Origin of the sequence: Flavobacterium selenitireducens (genome assembly GCF_014748335.1) — a bacterium.
Lineage (GTDB): Bacteria > Bacteroidota > Bacteroidia > Flavobacteriales > Flavobacteriaceae > Flavobacterium > Flavobacterium selenitireducens.
On record NZ_JAAVIY010000002.1, the window covers coordinates 315,242 to 332,648 of the forward strand.

Here is a 17,407-nt window from a genome sequence, read left to right on the forward strand (position 1 = left end):
AGACGATTTGTCTGCCAACTGACAACTTTCAACTATTTCAAACTGCCTGTTTTGCAAGCAGATGTCTGACTTTCTCAAATGGCTCTTCCGTGAAGTGATCGCGATTTTTCACTTTTTCCGGGAAGCGCACGTGGTATTCAAATTCGTCGCGGAAGTGGCGTATCGCAGCCGCAACCGGCCAGGCAGCCGCATCTCCAAGCGGACAAATCGTGTTTCCTTCGATTTTGGCCTGTATGCTCCACAGCAAATCGATGTCTTCCTCGCGTCCGTGGCCGTTTTCGATTCTGTGCAGAACTTTCTCGAGCCAGCCTGTTCCTTCGCGGCAAGGCGAACATTGGCCGCAGGATTCGTGATGGTAAAAACGGGAAAAATTCCAGGTGTTGCGAACCACACATGAGGTGTCGTTATAAACGATGAATCCGCCGGAACCGAGCATGGAACCGGTTGCGAAACCGCCGTCTGACAACGATTCGTATGACATCAGGCGATCTTCGCCCGTTGCTGTTTTGTAAATTAAATTGGCTGGCAGGATAGGAACTGAGGAACCTCCGGGAACGAATGCCTTCAATGGCCTGTGGGACGACATTCCGCCAAGGTATTCATCGGAATTCATGAATTCGTAAACCGACAATCCAAGCTCGATTTCATAAACGCCGGGATTTTTGATGTGGCCCGAAGCTGAAATCAACTTGGTTCCCGTCGATCTTCCGATCCCGATTTTTGCGTAATCCGCTCCGGAATTGTTGACGATCCAGGGCACGGACGCAATGGTTTCAACATTGTTGACAACGGTAGGGTTCGCCCACAAACCGGAAACCGCAGGAAATGGCGGCTTGATGCGAGGATTTCCTCTTTTGCCTTCGAGTGATTCGATAAGCGCGGTTTCTTCCCCGCAAATGTAAGCGCCGGCTCCGCAGTGAACGTAAAGTTCGAGATCGTAACCCGAGCCTTTTATGTTTTTCCCGAGCCAACCCGCGGCCTTCGCTTCGTTTATGGCTTTTTCAAGGATTCTGAAAACCCACATGTATTCGCCTCGGATGTAGATATACGAAAGGTTCGCTCCCAATGCATACGAAGACGTAATCATTCCTTCGATCAAAAGATGCGGGATGTACTCCATAAGGTAGCGATCCTTGAACGTTCCGGGTTCAGACTCATCGGCGTTGCAAACCAAATGTCTCGGCTTTCCCGATTTCTTGTCGATGAACGACCATTTCATTCCGGCAGGGAAACCCGCGCCTCCACGACCGCGAAGGCCTGACGTCTTGACTTCCTCGACGATTTCGTCGGGCGTCATTCTCAGGGCTTTTTCAACCGAAGCGTAACCGCCGTTTTGGCGATAGACTTCGTAACCCTTGATTCCGGGAACGTTTATTTTATCTAGTAATATCTTCTGTGCCATGGTTGGTCATGTTGATTTTGCCTGCTCGGCAGTCTTCGATGAGTTGGTCGATTTTGGCCGGAGTCAAATGTTCGTGATAGAAATCCCCGAGCTGCATCATCGGTGCGTATCCGCAAGCGCCAAGACATTCCACGCCTTTTACGGTGAACATTCCGTCCGCAGTGGTTTTTCCGACTTCAATCCCGAGCTTGTCGCAAGTGTAATCCATCAGATTCTCTACGCCGTTGATCGCGCAGCACGATGTCTGGCAGAATTCGAACATATACTTCCCGATGGGTTTCAGGTTGTACATCGTGTAAAAACTCGCGACTTCGTAAACCTCGATCGGTTGGATGCCGATGATCTCCGCAACCTTGTCCATCAACTCGACCGAAAGCCAGTTGTCGTGCGCGTCCTGTACTTCGTGCAGAATTGGCAACAACGCGGACTTTCGCTTGTCGTCAGGATAGTGGCCCAACAACTCGTTGATGCGCGCCATCAAAGCCTCGGTTATGTTTATGTCTTGATGTATTCTAATCGAACGATCCATCTTTTGTGTTTTAATTAGGCGTCGAGCTCGCCGGCGATTACGTTAAGGCTCGAAAGCGTCGCGATGGCGTCAGAGAGCATTTGTCCCTGGACCATATCGTTGAACGCCTGGTAATAAATAAAGCACGGGCGGCGGAAATGCAGGCGGTATGGCGTGCGGCTGCCGTCGGTCGTGAGGTAAAATCCTAGTTCCCCGTTTCCGCCTTCTACGGCGTGGTAGACTTCGGTAACCGGAACCGGAACTTCGCCCATTACGATCTTGAAATGGTAAATGAGCGCTTCCATATTGTGGTAGACGTCTTCTTTCGGAGGAAGGTAATAATCCGGAACATCCGCATGGAACGGGCCTTCCGGCATTTTATCGATCGCCTGGCGGATGATCTTCAGCGATTCCCAGACTTCTGCATTCCTGACGCAAAAACGGTCGTACGTGTCGCCCGACTGTCCGACGGGAATGTCGAACTCGAAATCCTCGTAAGACGAATACGGCGTCATGATGCGCACGTCATAGTCGATTCCGGCCGCGCGAAGGTTTGGGCCCGTGAATCCGTACGAAATCGCTTTTTCGGCAGAAATCGGCCCAACGTTGATCGTGCGGTCCATAAAGATCCTGTTGCGCGTCAAAAGGTTTTCGAATTCCGTCCAGATTGGCGGGAATTCCTTTAGCAACAATTCGATCTTTTCGAAGACGAGAGGCGTCCAATCGCGCTCGAAACCGCCGATACGGCCCATGTTCGTCGTGAGGCGCGCCCCGCAAATCTCTTCGTATATCTCGTAAATTTTTTCCCTGTACTGGAACACGTAAAGGAATCCGGTCAACGCTCCCGTATCGACTCCCAAAACGGAGTTGCAGATGATGTGGTCGGCGATGCGAGCCAATTCCATTACGATCACGCGCATGTATTGAACACGTTTCGGAATTTCTATGTTCAACGCTTTCTCGACCGTCATCCACCAACCCATATTGTTGATCGGGGACGAGCAATAATTCATGCGGTCGGTTAGTGGCGTGATCTGGTAAAACGGGCGGTTTTCGGCGATTTTTTCAAATGCGCGGTGAATATATCCGACGGTTCCTTCTCCATCGAGGATGCGTTCTCCGTCCATTAAGAGGATGTTCTGGAAAATCCCGTGAGTCGCAGGGTGCGTTGGCCCAAGGTTGAGGATAGAAAGTTCGCTTCCGTCCTCGTTTTCACGTCGCTTGATGACGTCGGCAAAACGCTGCTCCGGTGGTAAAAGTAGGTCTGACATAATTACGACTGGGTGTAGTTATCGGTTGTACGTCCGAAGAAACGGTCGTCTTTGTCGGTGCGCCCGCCATCTTCCATCGGAAACTCCTTGCGCATCGGAAACGAAACCATCTCGTCCATATTCAGGATGCGCTTCAATTGCGGATGTCCTTTGAAGATGATACCGTAAAAATCATATGTTTCGCGCTCTTGCCAGTTTGCGCCAAGGAACAAAGGTGTCGCACTGTCGATTTCGGGCGCGTCCCCATTGAGGTAACACTTGATGCGAATGCGTACGTTGTCGATCCAGTTGTGCATGTGGTAAACCACTGAGAACTGTCGGCTTTTGTCGGCATCCGGGAAATGCATGCCGCAGATGTCCGTCAGGAAATTGAAACGCAGTGTGGCGTCGTCCTTCAAAAAGCCCATGACCTCGAGAATCGATTCGGAATCGACCTCAAACGTCAGGATGTCGTGAATATGGACGAAATCGCTAACCGATCCGCCGAAGCGGTCCGAAAGCGACTGTATGATTGTATTCTGTTCTAATGCCATCGATTACGATATGTTATAGGAGGCGAGCAGTTCCTGGTATTCAGGAGAGCTTCTGCGGCGAACCGATTCGGTTTTGACCATGTCCTGCAAGCGGAGGATGCCGTCGAGGATCTGCTCCGGTCTCGGCGGGCAACCCGGCACGTAAACGTCCACGGGAATGACCTTGTCTATGCCTTGCAGAACGGAGTAGGTGTCGAAAATTCCTCCCGAACACGCGCATGCGCCAACGGAGATAACCCATTTGGGCTCGGCCATCTGCTCGTAAACCTGGCGAAGGATTGGCGCCATTTTCTTGGCGATCGTTCCCATAACGAGCAGCATGTCCGCCTGACGTGGCGAAAAACTCATGCGCTCTGACCCGAAACGCGCTACGTCGTAATGAGACGCCATCGTGGCCATGAACTCGATTCCGCAACACGAAGTCGCAAACGGCAATGGCCAAAGCGAATTGGCGCGCGCCAAACCGACTACCGAGTCGAGTTTCGTTGCGAAAAATCCTTCTCCCGAATAGCCGTCAGGCATAGGGGCGTCGCTGTTTATTTTGTTGTTCTTGTTTTCCATTTCTGAATGTTTTTATGTAACCGACCGAAATTCCTGCTTCATCATCTCCAATTCACTCTTCAGCAGTTAAAAACTTATTCCCACTCCAGACCTTTTTTACGGATCACGTAAACGAAACCTGTAACGAGCAATCCCATGAAAATCATCATCTTGAGCAAGCCTTCGAGCCCCATTTCCTTAAAATTCGTGGCCCATGGATACATAAAGATCACCTCGACGTCGAAAAGAACGAAGAGAATTGCGACCAAAAAGTATTTTACTGAAAAAGGAATCCGGGCGTTACCAACCGATTCCACGCCACATTCGAAGTTTTTGTCCTTGTTGAGTGATTTCCTTCTCGGGCCGAGGAAAGACGACACGATGACGGTCATGACCACGAATCCGACGGCCAATCCCATTTGCATCAGGATAGGAAGGTAATCTGTTTGGGTGCTTTCCATAAGAAAAATCCGCTTTTGAATATCTGCAAAGATAACCGCACAGGTAGAAATACACAAACCTGAGCCATCGTACACGCGTAGCGGACGCTAATTTTTATTCATTATAAATAAGGGTGTTGTGTTTTGAAGTTGGAAGTTTAAAGTTTGAGGTTTAAAGTTGGTGTTTGACAGCTGCGGACGATGGGGGAAATGTACAAATTTCATAAATCCCAATCGACAAATATCGAATGTCGTGCACCCGAATAACGACGTTGAGGTCAAAAAAAAGCGCCTCCGAAGAGACGCCTGAACCTTGTAAAAATAAACTATGTAGATTATCTTACTAACGTTACCTGAGCCGCGATTTTTCCTTTGCGGCCTTCTTCTTCCTCGAAATTGACTTTGTCGCCTTCGCGAAGGTTTTCTGCTTTTACGCCTGATGCATGAACGAAGATGTCTCTTCCTGTCTCATCGTCTGTAATGAATCCATATCCCTTGGACTCGATGTAAAATTTAATTGTACCTGTACGCATTGTTAAACGGATAAAAGTTAATGCTAACAAATGTAAACTTTCTCGGTTTAAAATTAATATGCGCGTTAAAAAAAATACAATAATTACCGATTATCGGACATTTGTTCAGAATCGATGCGAAATCACAATTTTAAATCGAGCTTGATCTGCAATTCGTTCAATTGCACGGGATTGATATTCGAAGGCGCGTCGATCATGACATCGCGTCCGGAATTGTTTTTAGGGAAAGCGATAAAGTCGCGTATGGTTTCCTGTCCGCCCAAAATCGCCACGAGACGATCGAGTCCGAACGCCAGGCCACCGTGAGGCGGAGCTCCAAACTGGAACGCGTCCATCAAAAAGCCGAATTGATTGCGCGCTTCCTCTTCGGTAAAGCCCAAATATTTGAACATCAAAGCCTGTGTTTCCTTGTCGTGGATACGGATCGAGCCGCCTCCGATCTCATTTCCGTTCAACACCATATCGTAAGCGTTTGCACGGACTTTTCCCGGATTGGTCTCAAGCAGGCTCATATCTTCCGGTTTAGGAGAGGTAAACGGATGGTGCATCGCGTGGTAACGGCCCGATTCTTCGTCGAATTCCAAAAGCGGGAAGTCCACGACCCAAAGAGGAGCGAATTCGTCCGGCTTTCTCAACCCGAGTCGCGTCGCCAATTCCATTCTCAAAGCGGAAAGCTGCGTTCTCGTTTTATTGGCGTTGCCCGATAAGATGAAGATCATGTCGCCCGCTTTTGCCTGCGTCGCTTCGGCCCATTTTTGCAAATCGTCCTGATCGTAGAATTTGTCTACCGACGATTTGAAAGTGCCGTCCGCATTGCACTTCACGTAAACCATTCCGCTTGCGCCGATTTGGGGACGTTTTACCCATTCGATCAAAGCGTCGATTTCCTTTCGCGTCATTTCGCCGCAATTCGGAGCCGCGATCCCGACGACCAATTCCGCGGCGTTGAAGACCGAAAACTCTTTGTGTTGGGCAACTTGATTCAGCTCTCCGAATTCCATCTTAAAGCGGATGTCGGGCTTGTCGTTCCCGTACGTTTTCATCGCGTGATCGTAGGTCATTCTCGGAAATTTCTCCACATCGACTCCCTTGATCTCTTTCAAAAGATGGCGTGTCAAACCTTCAAAAGTGTCCAAAATATCTTCCTGCTCCACGAATGCCATTTCGCAGTCGATCTGGGTGAATTCCGGCTGTCGGTCGGCGCGCAGATCTTCGTCCCGGAAACATTTCACAATCTGGAAATACTTGTCCATTCCGCCCACCATCAACAATTGCTTGAACGTTTGAGGTGATTGGGGCAACGCGTAAAATTGTCCCGGGTTCATACGTGAAGGAACCACGAAATCGCGTGCGCCTTCAGGAGTAGACTTGATAAGGTAAGGCGTTTCTACTTCGCAAAAATCCTGGGCCGACAGATATTTTCGCACTTCCATCGCCACCTTGTGTCGAAACAACAAACTGTTTTTTACCGGGTTGCGCCTGATGTCGATATAGCGGTATTTCATGCGCAGTTCTTCGCCACCGTCGGTTTCGTCCTCGATCGTGAATGGCGGCAACAGCGCTTCGTTCAAAACGTTGAGTTCCGAAACCAGGATCTCGATATCGCCGGTCGCCATGTTCGGATTTTTCGATTCGCGCTCAATGACTTTGCCTCTCACCTGTATCACGAATTCGCGCCCAAGTGAGCGGGCTTTTTCAAACACTTTCCCATCGGTGCGCTCCGAATCGAAAATCAGTTGGGTGATCCCGTAACGGTCGCGCAAATCGACCCACGACATAAAACCTTTGTCGCGCGATTTTTGCACCCATCCGGCAAGCGTAACTTCTGTATTGATGTGCGAGGCATTGAGTTCCCCGCAGTTATGGCTTCTGTACATTTTGAAAAATTTGCTGCAAAAATAGGCATTTTGACCCAATGTAAACGTTTGAGTTTGGGTTGGAGATTTAACAAAAAGTACATTTTTCATGTAATTGCAATATTCGGCGAAATCCGAACTTTGCGACTATAGGGAAAGGGTAGTGGCGTCCCTACGAAAAAAGGGAAATTTACCGATACAGAAAAAACGTACTTTTTGTTAAAGTCTTGTATCTATTTTTTAGGAGCTGTTCCCGCTGCCGCTCCAAGCTTTCTTGAAAATGCTTGTTTTTCCGCGGCTGCGTCGAGCTTCCTCCGGTCGCTGCCGCAACCGCGAAAAACAGGCGCATTTTTGTCGAAAGGCTTTCTGCTTGCATCGGGGCTAATTCCGGTTCATCAAACCAGGTTGCGTCCGCAGTTCGACTAAAGTGTCCGTCATTTATCGAAAATCGTCGATAGGCACACATTGATCACCGTCCACTAGCCATATCCGACCATCCACACTAAAACTTTTCCTAAACAAAACGGCAAATCGATTAAAATACTACATTTACGTCTTTGATATAAATCCAACAACATGAAAAAACTATTGATCGCGCTATTGGCCTCGTCTGCGGGCTTGTACGCACAGGACAATAAAGTGAAATTCACGGCAGAAATCGCCAACCGCAATTCCGACTCGATCGTGATCCAGGGTCGTAATTTCAAGAAGGTAATTAAAGGTAAGGACGGGAAGTTCTCCGATTCGTTCGATGCGCCCCAGGGCTTTTACCAAATCGGGGATGGAACAGAAGTCACCCAATTGTACCTCATCCCAGGTTCTGATATAAAAATGACGATCGACGCCAAGATGTTCGACGAAACCGTCAAATATTCAGGGAAAGGTTCGGCAGAGAGCAACGTGATGGCCTATCTCGCACTCGAGCAGGAAAAACTTGAGCCGCTTATGGAAAAAGGCGATCAGCAAGGATTTACGGCCGGATTTGACAAATTGTCCAAAGACGTCACAACCAAGCTTGCCAACAAGGAAATCAACGAGCAGTTCCGCACCCAAATGACGATGAGCCTTACCCAAAACAAGGCGCAACTCGACAAGATGTTCGCCCAAAAAGCGGAAATCAATAAATTGGTCGGGTCGGTTTCTCCTGATTTCGACTACGAAAATCACAAAGGCGGCAAGACGAAGTTGTCTTCGCTTAAAGGAAAATACGTGTACATCGACACTTGGGCGACATGGTGTGGGCCTTGCCGCGCGGAAATTCCGAGCTTGAAAAAGGTGGAGGAAAAATACCACGGCAAGAACATAGAGTTTGTCAGTGTTTCCATTGACGCTCAAAAAGACCACGACAAGTGGAAGAACTTCGTGACCGAAAAGCAACTCGGCGGCATACAAGTATTCGCTGACAAGGACTGGAATTCAGATTGGGCAAAAGCGTACGGCATCCAGTCGATTCCAAGATTCATCCTGGTCGGGCCAGACGGAAAAGTCGTCGATGCCGATGCTCCAAGGCCATCCGATCCAGGTTTGGTAGCCAAATTGGACACGTTGGTCAAGTAATAAAAAAACAACGATAACCTGAAACCTCGCGTCATTGCGAGGTTTTTCGTTTTCCAATGTTAAGTTTTCTTCAATGTTACGTAATTGTTAAGCGAAAGTTTGGTTTGTGTAAAGTGGTTTGATACATTTGTGAGAGAAGATTGTAAAACCATTAAAACCTACTATAATGAAAAAGTACTTTATTGCAGCGGCTGTGTTGGTTTCGGCCATGGTTTCAGCCCAGGAAAAAGAACCAAAACTTGAAGCTATCGGAGAAGTGGTTAAAGCGACCTACTTTCACGACAATGGCCAAATCGCCCAACTGGGTTATTTTAAGGATGGCAAAGCTGACGGAAAATGGATTGCTTATGACCTCAACGGAAATAAAAAATCAATGGGAGAATACACTCAAGGTCAAAAAACCGGGAAGTGGTTCTTCTGGAACGATAAATCGCTTAGCGAAGTAGATTATTCCAACAGCCGCGTATCCAACATACAGAGTTGGAACCAGGCTGTCGCCAAAAACTAAATTCATCTCAATAAAAAAGGCTGTCGTTACTGACAGCCTTTTTTTTTATACGGTTTCAACCGCCGCTTTTTTCGACGCGCGGTTCACTTTGAGATAAGCGTAAAGTGTCACGAGCGAAAGTCCGATCCAGAAAACATCGACGAAGAAAACAGAGAACATTCCCTTTGAGTGTGCAATCCAGAACCAATTCCCGGTTGCGATTCCGTTGGCGATCGGGATGATGAGTCCTAAAATGCTTCCGGAAAGCAACGCATATTTGTTCGTAAAGGCGAGGTCTTTTCTAAGGTAGAAAAATATGGAGAGCAACAGCCATCCTATGAAGTAAAACCAGTGCAGGAAATAAATGTCCGTAGACGGATTGCACTTCACGGCTATGAACGTCGCGGCCGTAATCGGATACATGCTTAGTGAAACCGCCAGGTAAATCCGGACGACGGTCAGATTGAAACGTTTTTTCTTGGAATCGGTTTTCTTTTTATCGCGTGCAACCAACCACAACATCACGCCCGAAATAATGACGAAACAGGTAATGATGCCCAGGATGAAACTCACGATCTTCATCGAATAACCAGCGTAATCGCCGTAGTGGATGCGATACAGAAAGTCGCGCGTACCGTCGAGGTAAGACGTCGGGCCATATGGATCCTGCGTCGCGATGATTTTCCCGTTTGCATCGAAGACCACCTTTCCTAAACCGGTAAATTTTTCCGTCCTCGGGATCGCGCCCCGAACCGTAACCTGCATGTTCGCGTCTCCGTAATGCTGGATTTCGAGTGCCGTCATATGGAAATCCCTGAACTGTGCCGTAGCGGTTTTCGCAAGCGCGTTGATATCGAGTGCAGGCGTGACGCGCTTATCGGCAAATTCGGTCTGCATGTTCATAAAGCCGAGTTCCTGGTAGAGTTTTTCCGAATCGTTGTCGTAAAGCGTCATCACGCTCGGCGCGACAAGGAAAATGTTGATCAGGAAAAATGCTCCCGTAAGGGCGTAGACGAATTGGAACGGCAATCCGATCATTCCCAAACCGGTATGAGCGTCGGTCCACATTGTCTTGAGTTTTTCCTTCGGCCGGAATGTGTAGAAATTAGACACGATTTTCTTCCAATGCACCAAAACGCCCGTTATGATGGCGAACAGGAAGAACAACGACACGAATCCCGCGATGTAATATCCGACAGGGTAAGGAATCTGCGCGAGAAAGTGCAATCTGTAAAGAAATTCGCCCAACGAATAACCTTCGTAATAATCCTTTATGCCATAAGTGTCCGTATCGACATAAACATATTCGTGTATGCGCGCTTTCTTTGGAGCCAGCGAATCTTTCGTCGGATCCATATGGGCGATCATCATTTTCTCGGCATACGGACGACTCAATTCGAAGGTTCTTCCCTGCATCACGAAAGCCGAGTCGATTACCTTTATTGCACGGTTAAAGTCGCCATACAGCACTTCGTCCATCTCGGTTTTCTTGTTGTGCTGCCAGTTGTTGATGTCGTCCCTGAAAAACGAGAACGATCCGGCGAAGAACATCACGAAAAGCACGACGCTGATCACAATTCCGCTAACGGTGTGCAAGTGAAAAAAAATATTGTATTTGCGGTTTTCCATGAAATCTAGAGATGTGCTGCGTAAGTGATGCCCGCGAAAACGGCGCTTAAAACAAGAAAGATTCCCCAAACTTTCCAACCGTTGTTGGCCACGAAAGTAAGGATCATCAGCGTTACCCATAACAGGAATGCGGTATAAGCGCTTGTGATGGTCACGATATTTTTGTCGAGATACGACGCCAACATCAGGTGAAAAGTCATCGTTACGAAATAACTGCCTATGATGGCGGCCGTAATCTTAGAAAATCTCGGCCAGAACGTCGCGGTAAGGTATTTTGGATTTGCCGGCATTATACAAGGTTTAAAAGTTCGATTGCCAAAGCCAGCGCAAACGCGATTCCGGCGGTTTTGAGGGTTATGATTTTCAGGGGCGACAAAAGTACGATAAGACTTCCGAACGTCATCAGCATCACGAAGAATACGAAGGTTCCGGCGCCAATTCCTTTATCCGTCACCAAGACGAGAAGCGCCGCGATGAGCAGCAGCAATCCCGCGATCCTGGCATTCGGGGCGTTACTCCTCAGCCAAAGCTCGATTTTCGTATCTCCGGTAAGTACGGCTTTTTGGGAGGTGTTGTAACCGGCAAAGAAGCCAAGGAAAGCCAGTAAAGCGCCTATCGTGATCATGATGTTTACTTTATTTGCGATTACCGCGAAAGCCCCGACGCGAATCGGGGCCCTGCAATAACTAACGCATTATTAAAATTTGTAAGCCAATCCAGCCAATACGGCTCTCATGTTTCTTGGGTGAACGGTAGACCAGCCGTCATAGGTGGCCCTATTGGTAAGGTTGTCGCATTTGACGGTCAGCGTGAAATGTTCTTTCGTATAGAAAAGCGATGAATTCAGCACCATATAAGACGGAAGCGTGAAAGTTCCCGCTACGTTGCGGTTCATGATGCGGTTTTCGTCGGCGTAATTTCCACCGAATCCGGCACCGAATCCGTTGAGAGTTCCTTTTGTGAATTTATAGCTCGCCCAAAGGTTTACGAGGTTGCGCGGTCCGGCGCTTTCCGGACGCTTTCCTAAAAAGTCGGGATCTCCTTTTGTAAGACGTGAATCGACGTAGCTGTAACCGAATGTCAAATTCAAGCCTTCGATTGGACTCGCCTGGATGTCGGCTTCAAAACCGCGGTTCTTCTGCTCCCCGTCCTGGCGGTTGACCTGATCGCCCGGAATTCCGTCCGTCGGATCGAGATCTTCCAAAAGCACAGAGTAAACAGCGTCGCTTACGCGGATGTCGAAATAGCTGAGGCTAGCCGTAATCTTGTCGCCAAGCAGGTTCAGCTTTGTCCCGAACTCGAATTGCTTGGCGTGTTCCGGATCAAAAACGCGTTGCACAGGCAAACCATTGATGCGGTCGGCGCCCGGAGCCGTGTTCGTAAAGCCGTCCATATAGTTTGCAAAAACCGATACTTTGTCGAGGATCGGTTGGTAAACCACGCCAAACTTCGGAGAGAAAGCAGTCTGTGCCTGAGGATTGCGTTGGTTGGCATCGGCATAATTGAAGAAACGGTCGATTCTTCCCGACAACATAACCGATAAGGCCGGCGTGATGTTCAAAACGTCCGACGCATAAACGCTGTAAACTTCCTGTTTTGTCTTCGAAATGTTCAAAGGTGCGCTTTCGAGCAAAGCATCTGTAGCAGATTTGGTCAATACGCCGCTGTCATCGACAAATGTAGTAGGATCGGTATTGCCGAGTACGGCGTTGAATTGGTCAAGTGCATCCCCGATGTAGACGAAACCGTTCTGGATGTATCCCGAGCTGTTGTCGGTAACTGTCCTGTTGAAGTAGTCCAACCCGACGACGATGCGGTTCCTCATGTCGAAGACCTTGAAATCCCCGATGAAATTCTGTTGGATGTCCGTCGTCTGTCCCGTATTGTCCTGGTAGTTCAGGTAACGCGCGAACGTGACGCCTTCGGTGATCGGAAGGAATTGCGAACCTTCGTACAAATAAGAATAGTAACCTTTTGCTTTGGATGCGCTGCGACTCAAAACCGTCTGGGAAGTCCAGCTGTTACTGAGTTTGTAGAACATCTGTCCTTGGATGTTGTAAGAAGGTGTCTCGATCGACAATTGGTTGCTCGTGTAAGAGCGCTTGTTGTTGTAACCCAATTGATTCATGTCGTTTACGCGCAACGGTGCATTGCGGTCAAAGAACAACATCGTCGGGTTCGTCGCTTCCCAGTTCAAAATTTCTGCATTCACAAGGAAAGACAGGCGGTCGTTGACTTCATAAGACAAAGATGGCGCTACGAAAAACGATTTGCGGAAACCGGCATCCTGGAAACTGTCCTCTTTATGGAATGCCGAATTCAAGCGGAAGTGGATTTTCCCATCGGCGTCCAAAGACGTGTTGATGTCAGCCGTGATGCGGTTGAGGCCATAGCTTCCGGCTACGTAAGCGATCTCGCCTCCAAAATATTTGTACGGGCGTTTCGTGTTGATGTTGATCAAGCCGCCGTAAGAGATTAGGCTGCTGCCGAAAAGCGTCCCCGACGGCCCTTTGATAACCTCGATGCGTTCGATGTTCTGTGGGTCGAGCGAGCTGTTGGTCAAGCCTGGCAAACCGTTTACCATTGTCGGTTGTACGGCGAATCCGCGAAGCGAATAATAGCCGGCTCCGTCTCCTCCACGACCGGTCGAGACCCAAAGTTGGGTAATCCCGGGAGCGTTTTTCAATGCGTCGTCTATGTTGGTCACGACTTGTTCTTTTAGCAATTCAGCTGAAATCGTGGTGTAAACCTGTGGATTTTCGATGTTTTTCAACGGCATTTTCGAAACCACGACGCTCTCTCTGCGCGCAAATTTGTTCGTCTTTCCGTTTTCGACCGTTACGTCGGCCAATTGTTCGGTCGTGGAAATCAATTCGAAGTTCTCGACGATTTCCGATCCTGCCGACAGCGTGATGTTCTTTTCCTTAGACCCGAATCCGACAAACGAAACTCTCACTACGTAAGTGCCTGGCTTTAGGTTTTTGATTTCGTAATTGCCGGCTGCGTCAGTGACCGTGCCGATCTGGGTGTTTTTCAGGGTTACCGAAACGTTGTCGGCGGGAGCTGCCGTCGACAGGGTAATCTGCCCCTTTATCGTTGCCGTTTGGGCCAAACCAGTAAAGGCGAAGCACAAAAGCGAAAGTATTAAAATGAAATGTTTGGTGGAGATGAAGTTCATGAGGTTCAATTTTTCGGATGCAAAACTATGACCGCAAATCCACTTTACCAAGATTTATTTTTATTTATTCTAAATAAGAACGTCTAAAACGGCATTTTTTCGAATCCGTCATTTTTTTAACCGAATAAAATCCGAACTGAAAATCCGACGTTTAATTTTTTAAGGAATTGCCCAATTAATCGACGTTTTTTTGACGCGAAAATCCGGATGGGATCTGATGAAAGCAAAAACCGCCAAAGTTTTCACTCCGACGGTTCTCAAAAAAAGTGTGGTATTTAAACTTAATGTGTGTGCTTGTTCGTAAAACCATCGTCGCTGACTTCTGTCGGAGTATATTCCTCCACCATGAGTTCGGCATAATCGTTTTGTTCCTTGCCTTTGCTTCTCCAGCGCAACAACGTGTCGAAACCGGAATACACGACCGGAACGATGATCAGCGTCAGGAACAAAGACGAGATCAAACCTCCAATGATGACCCAAGCCAAACCGTTGTTCATTTGGGCCGCACCACCTGTGGCGATCGCAATCGGGATCATACCGAAAACCATCGCGATCGTCGTCATCAAAATCGGGCGAAGACGGGCGTGGTTGGCCTGGATTAACGCGGTATAGGTCGTTTCTCCCTCGGCTTTTCGATGATTGGTAAAATCCACGAGCAGGATGGCATTCTTACACACGAGCCCGATGAGCATGATGATACCAAGAATCGTAAAGATGTTCAACGAATTGTTGGTCAGGGCCAATGCGAACAACGCCCCGATAAACGAAAGCGGAACAGAGAACAAAACCACGAACGGATACACGAAACTGTCGTAAAGAGCGACCATTACAAGGTAGACGAGGATGATCGCCGCGAGCAAGGCCACTCCAAGGGTTCCGAAACCTTCGGCGGTATTTTCCATTTCGCCTCCCCAAATGTAATCGACACCGGCCGGGCGTTCCAATTTAGTGAACTTGGCTTCCCATTCCTGGGCCAACGTCTGAACCGAAATACCAACGTTTTGCGCCTGTACCGAAACCGACGCACTTTTATCGCGTCTCTCGAGCAAACTAGGGCCCGAACCTTCTGTAACCGTTGCAAATTGGGAAAGTTTGACCTGTTGCCCGTCGTTGTTCACAAAGGTGAGGTCGCGCACATTGTTGATATTAGAGCGGTCGAATTCGTTGAAACGGATGTTGATGTCATATTCGTACTGGCCCGCGCGGAACTTTCCGTCGGTATTTCCGTTGAACGCGGTCTGCATCGTCAATCCGACGGTTTGCAAATCGAGGCCCAACAACGACATCTTGTCGCGATCCACCTGGACATTGACCTCAGGCGAACCCGTTTCGGAGGTTAGTTTGATCTCCGTCGCGCCCGGAATTTTGGCGAGCTCGGCCGCGGCGGCGTTGGCGAATTTCATCGCGCTTTCTACGTCGTTTCCGGTGAAAGTCAGCATCAGCGGCGCTTCGTCGGCACCACCCATGATACTCACGGGAACCGTTTTGACCTGCGCTCCGACCAGAATTTTTTGTAATTCACGCTTGGTTTTTGCCGCGTAAATGAACGTGTTGTCTTCGCGCTCCTGGGCATCGGTGAGCATTACGGTGATTTCCGATTTATAAGGTGTCGTTTGTGAACCCGCAAATCCTGACGAGGTTTGTCCGACAGTCGTGATCAGGCTCGTCACGTCTTTTTGCTTGTTCAGGTATTCCTCCGCCTTCTGCGTCATGAAATTACTTTGCTCTACAGACGCGTCTTTCGGAAGTTCGAGCTGGACGATGAACTGACCGCGGTCGAGTTTAGGGAAGAAGTCGCCTCCGATGAAACCGGCTCCGACCAACGTGATCGATGCTGCGAAGAGTCCCAAAATAATGAGTAAAGACGAAATTTTTCTCCATTTTGACGCAAGCGACCATTTGAGGATTCCGGTTACCCAATTCGTAAAGCGATCCAATCCGCGTTCAAACCCGAGAATGATGCGTCCGAAAAGGTTCTTGCCGGTAATGTGCTCGAGTTTTCCGAATCGGGACGAAAGCCACGGAATAAGTGTAAACGAAGACAGCAACGACAACAATGTAGCGATTACGACCGTGACGCAAAACTGCGTAATGATGTTCGATACCAAGCCCGAACTCATCGCAATCGGAAGGAACACGACGACGATCACAAGCGTGATGGCCGTTACCGTGAACCCGATTTCCTTGGTTCCTTCGTAGGCGGCACGCACCCGGTTTTTGCCCATTTCCATGTGGCGGTAAATGTTTTCGAGTACCACGATCGCGTCATCGACGAGGATTCCGACCACGAGAGAAAGCCCGAGCAAGCTCATGAGGTTGAGCGTATATCCCATCAGGTAAATTCCGATAAATGTCGCAATCAACGAAGCCGGGATCGACACCATGACGATGAATGCGTTTCTCAAGCTGTGAAGGAAGAACAACATCACGAACGCCACGAGGATGACCGCGAGGAACAAATCGTGGATAACGCCATCTGCTGCAACGAGCGTAAATTCAGAAGTATCGTTGGCCACTTGCAGCTTCAAGCCTTCTTTAGCGTATTCTTTTTCGATATCCGTAATCGCCGTCCGGACGTCTTCACTAAGCGTTACAGCGTTGGCGTCGGTTTGCTTGATGATCTGGATCGCGATCGCGCTTTTTTGGTTGACGCGTGCGATTTTCTCCACTTGTTTTTGGGAATCCTGAATGTCGGCAACATCGCCCAGACGGATCTGCAAACCATTTTGGCTCGAGATCACGAGATTGCGCATTTCCTCTACATTGCGGTATTTTCCGGAAAGGCGGATCAACATTTTGCTGTCGCGCGTCTGGAGGTTACCTGTCGGAAAGTCAAGGTTCGACGACAACACAGCTTGTTGCACGGCTGGAATCGACAACCCGTAACCCTTTAGTTTTTCCTGGTCGAGGCTTACCTGGATTTCGCGTTCCTGCCCGCCGACGAGCGTCACTTGTGCGACTCCGTTGACGCGGGCCAAAAGCGGTTCGATCTTTTTGTCGAGGAGATCGTAAAATGCGGCCTCATCCATATTGGCCGTGGCGCCAAGGGTAACGACAGGTAAATCCGAAATGGAGAACTTCGTAAGCGACGGCGGATCTACATCTTCCGGCAAATCCTTTTCGATCGCATTGATTTTACGCTGGGCGTCGTTAAGCGAATAATCGGCGTCAGCCTCGGGTTCAAGCGTCACCATCACGAGTGAAAGGCTCTCGTACGATTTCGTTTCCACTTTTTTGACAAGCTCGAGAGACGAAATCGCGTCCTCTATCTTGCGGGAAACCGTATTTTCTACTTCAGACGGGGAAGCACCGGGATAAATGGTCGAAATGGTCACGACGTTCATCTCGAATTTCGGGATGAGCTCGTAGCTGAGGTTGGAGAAGCTGAAGAGCCCGCCCAACGTCAGGATGATAAACAGCACGATGATGATCGTGGGCCGTTTTATGGAAATTTCTGCGATTTTCATTTGTTG

At 48.8% G+C, this 17,407-nt stretch carries 15 protein-coding genes; 2 read left to right on the forward strand and 13 right to left on the reverse strand.

Annotated elements, in window-relative coordinates; all coding sequences use genetic code 11:
- Positions 1-37 precede the first annotated feature (37 nt).
- From nuoF to aspS, 8 genes are all read right to left on the reverse strand, one after another.
- A complete protein-coding gene (nuoF, locus tag HC229_RS04930; RefSeq protein ID WP_191019350.1) occupies positions 38-1,402 on the reverse strand; it encodes an NADH-quinone oxidoreductase subunit NuoF in 1,365 nt (454 codons plus the stop codon).
- Positions 1,377-1,931 (reverse strand): NADH-quinone oxidoreductase subunit NuoE family protein, encoded by a 555-nt coding sequence (locus tag HC229_RS04935; RefSeq protein WP_191019351.1) that lies wholly within the window; start codon positions 1,929-1,931, stop codon positions 1,377-1,379. The genes nuoF and HC229_RS04935 overlap by 26 nt, the downstream gene beginning before the upstream one ends.
- Positions 1,932-1,945: 14 nt before the next feature.
- Positions 1,946-3,181: an NADH-quinone oxidoreductase subunit D gene (locus tag HC229_RS04940; protein ID WP_191019352.1), complete on the reverse strand. Its 1,236-nt coding sequence runs from the start codon at positions 3,179-3,181 to the stop codon at positions 1,946-1,948.
- Positions 3,182-3,183: 2 nt separating this feature from the next.
- Complete coding sequence (locus HC229_RS04945; protein ID WP_191019353.1) at positions 3,184-3,714, reverse strand: NADH-quinone oxidoreductase subunit C; 531 nt, start codon at positions 3,712-3,714, stop codon at positions 3,184-3,186.
- Between the two features lie 3 nt (positions 3,715-3,717).
- Positions 3,718-4,275: an NADH-quinone oxidoreductase subunit B gene (locus tag HC229_RS04950; protein ID WP_269808147.1), complete on the reverse strand. Its 558-nt coding sequence runs from the start codon at positions 4,273-4,275 to the stop codon at positions 3,718-3,720.
- A gap of 74 nt (positions 4,276-4,349) precedes the next feature.
- Complete coding sequence (locus HC229_RS04955; protein WP_191019354.1) at positions 4,350-4,715, reverse strand: NADH-quinone oxidoreductase subunit A; 366 nt, start codon at positions 4,713-4,715, stop codon at positions 4,350-4,352.
- A 314-nt stretch (positions 4,716-5,029) separates the two neighbouring features.
- Entirely contained in the window at positions 5,030-5,227 is a 198-nt protein-coding gene (locus HC229_RS04960; RefSeq protein ID WP_191019355.1) for a cold-shock protein, read from the reverse strand.
- A 122-nt stretch (positions 5,228-5,349) separates the two neighbouring features.
- Entirely contained in the window at positions 5,350-7,104 is a 1,755-nt protein-coding gene (aspS, locus tag HC229_RS04965; RefSeq protein ID WP_191019356.1) for an aspartate--tRNA ligase, read from the reverse strand.
- A gap of 555 nt (positions 7,105-7,659) precedes the next feature.
- Between aspS and HC229_RS04970 the strand changes: the two genes are divergently transcribed.
- Both HC229_RS04970 and HC229_RS04975 read left to right on the forward strand, forming a co-directional pair.
- Positions 7,660-8,640, forward strand: a complete 981-nt coding sequence (locus tag HC229_RS04970; RefSeq protein ID WP_191019357.1) for a TlpA family protein disulfide reductase — start codon at positions 7,660-7,662, stop codon at positions 8,638-8,640.
- A gap of 166 nt (positions 8,641-8,806) precedes the next feature.
- A complete protein-coding gene (locus tag HC229_RS04975) occupies positions 8,807-9,148 on the forward strand; it encodes a toxin-antitoxin system YwqK family antitoxin (protein ID WP_191019358.1) in 342 nt (113 codons plus the stop codon).
- A gap of 45 nt (positions 9,149-9,193) precedes the next feature.
- Here HC229_RS04975 and HC229_RS04980 read toward each other — a convergent pair whose 3' ends face one another.
- The 5 genes from HC229_RS04980 to HC229_RS05000 all read right to left on the reverse strand — a co-directional run bounded on the left by HC229_RS04980 (position 9,194) and on the right by HC229_RS05000 (position 17,401).
- On the reverse strand, positions 9,194-10,756 hold the full coding sequence (locus tag HC229_RS04980; protein ID WP_191019359.1) for a PepSY-associated TM helix domain-containing protein: 1,563 nt from the start codon (positions 10,754-10,756) through the stop codon (positions 9,194-9,196).
- A 5-nt stretch (positions 10,757-10,761) separates the two neighbouring features.
- A complete protein-coding gene (locus tag HC229_RS04985) occupies positions 10,762-11,046 on the reverse strand; it encodes a hypothetical protein (RefSeq protein ID WP_191019360.1) in 285 nt (94 codons plus the stop codon).
- A complete protein-coding gene (locus HC229_RS04990; RefSeq protein WP_191019361.1) occupies positions 11,046-11,381 on the reverse strand; it encodes a hypothetical protein in 336 nt (111 codons plus the stop codon). The genes HC229_RS04985 and HC229_RS04990 overlap by 1 nt, the downstream gene beginning before the upstream one ends.
- A 72-nt stretch (positions 11,382-11,453) precedes the next feature.
- Positions 11,454-13,934 (reverse strand): TonB-dependent receptor, encoded by a 2,481-nt coding sequence (locus tag HC229_RS04995; RefSeq protein WP_191019362.1) that lies wholly within the window; start codon positions 13,932-13,934, stop codon positions 11,454-11,456.
- Positions 13,935-14,215: 281 nt separating this feature from the next.
- Positions 14,216-17,401 carry an efflux RND transporter permease subunit gene (locus HC229_RS05000; protein WP_191019363.1) on the reverse strand — a complete coding sequence of 1,062 codons (3,186 nt, stop codon included), beginning with the start codon at positions 17,399-17,401 and terminating at the stop codon, positions 14,216-14,218.
- Between the last annotated feature and the right edge of the window lie 6 nt (positions 17,402-17,407).

Bases quoted from the DNA above. Each gene is read 5' to 3' on its own strand.
- HC229_RS04945 (WP_191019353.1), bottom strand. From the start codon at position 3,714: ATGGCATTAGAACAGAATACAATCATACAGTCGCTTTCGGACCGCTTC.
- nuoF (WP_191019350.1), bottom strand. From the start codon at position 1,402: ATGGCACAGAAGATATTACTAGATAAAATAAACGTTCCCGGAATCAAG.
- HC229_RS04975 (WP_191019358.1), top strand. From the start codon at position 8,807: ATGAAAAAGTACTTTATTGCAGCGGCTGTGTTGGTTTCGGCCATGGTT.
- aspS (WP_191019356.1), bottom strand. From the start codon at position 7,104: ATGTACAGAAGCCATAACTGCGGGGAACTCAATGCCTCGCACATCAAT.
- HC229_RS04955 (WP_191019354.1), bottom strand. From the start codon at position 4,715: ATGGAAAGCACCCAAACAGATTACCTTCCTATCCTGATGCAAATGGGA.
- HC229_RS04990 (WP_191019361.1), bottom strand. From the start codon at position 11,381: ATGATCACGATAGGCGCTTTACTGGCTTTCCTTGGCTTCTTTGCCGGT.
- HC229_RS04960 (WP_191019355.1), bottom strand. From the start codon at position 5,227: ATGCGTACAGGTACAATTAAATTTTACATCGAGTCCAAGGGATATGGA.
- HC229_RS04970 (WP_191019357.1), top strand. From the start codon at position 7,660: ATGAAAAAACTATTGATCGCGCTATTGGCCTCGTCTGCGGGCTTGTAC.
- HC229_RS04980 (WP_191019359.1), bottom strand. From the start codon at position 10,756: ATGGAAAACCGCAAATACAATATTTTTTTTCACTTGCACACCGTTAGC.
- HC229_RS04935 (WP_191019351.1), bottom strand. From the start codon at position 1,931: ATGGATCGTTCGATTAGAATACATCAAGACATAAACATAACCGAGGCT.
- HC229_RS04995 (WP_191019362.1), bottom strand. From the start codon at position 13,934: ATGAACTTCATCTCCACCAAACATTTCATTTTAATACTTTCGCTTTTG.
- HC229_RS04950 (WP_269808147.1), bottom strand. From the start codon at position 4,275: ATGGAAAACAAGAACAACAAAATAAACAGCGACGCCCCTATGCCTGAC.
- HC229_RS05000 (WP_191019363.1), bottom strand. From the start codon at position 17,401: ATGAAAATCGCAGAAATTTCCATAAAACGGCCCACGATCATCATCGTG.
- HC229_RS04940 (WP_191019352.1), bottom strand. From the start codon at position 3,181: ATGTCAGACCTACTTTTACCACCGGAGCAGCGTTTTGCCGACGTCATC.
- HC229_RS04985 (WP_191019360.1), bottom strand. From the start codon at position 11,046: ATGCCGGCAAATCCAAAATACCTTACCGCGACGTTCTGGCCGAGATTT.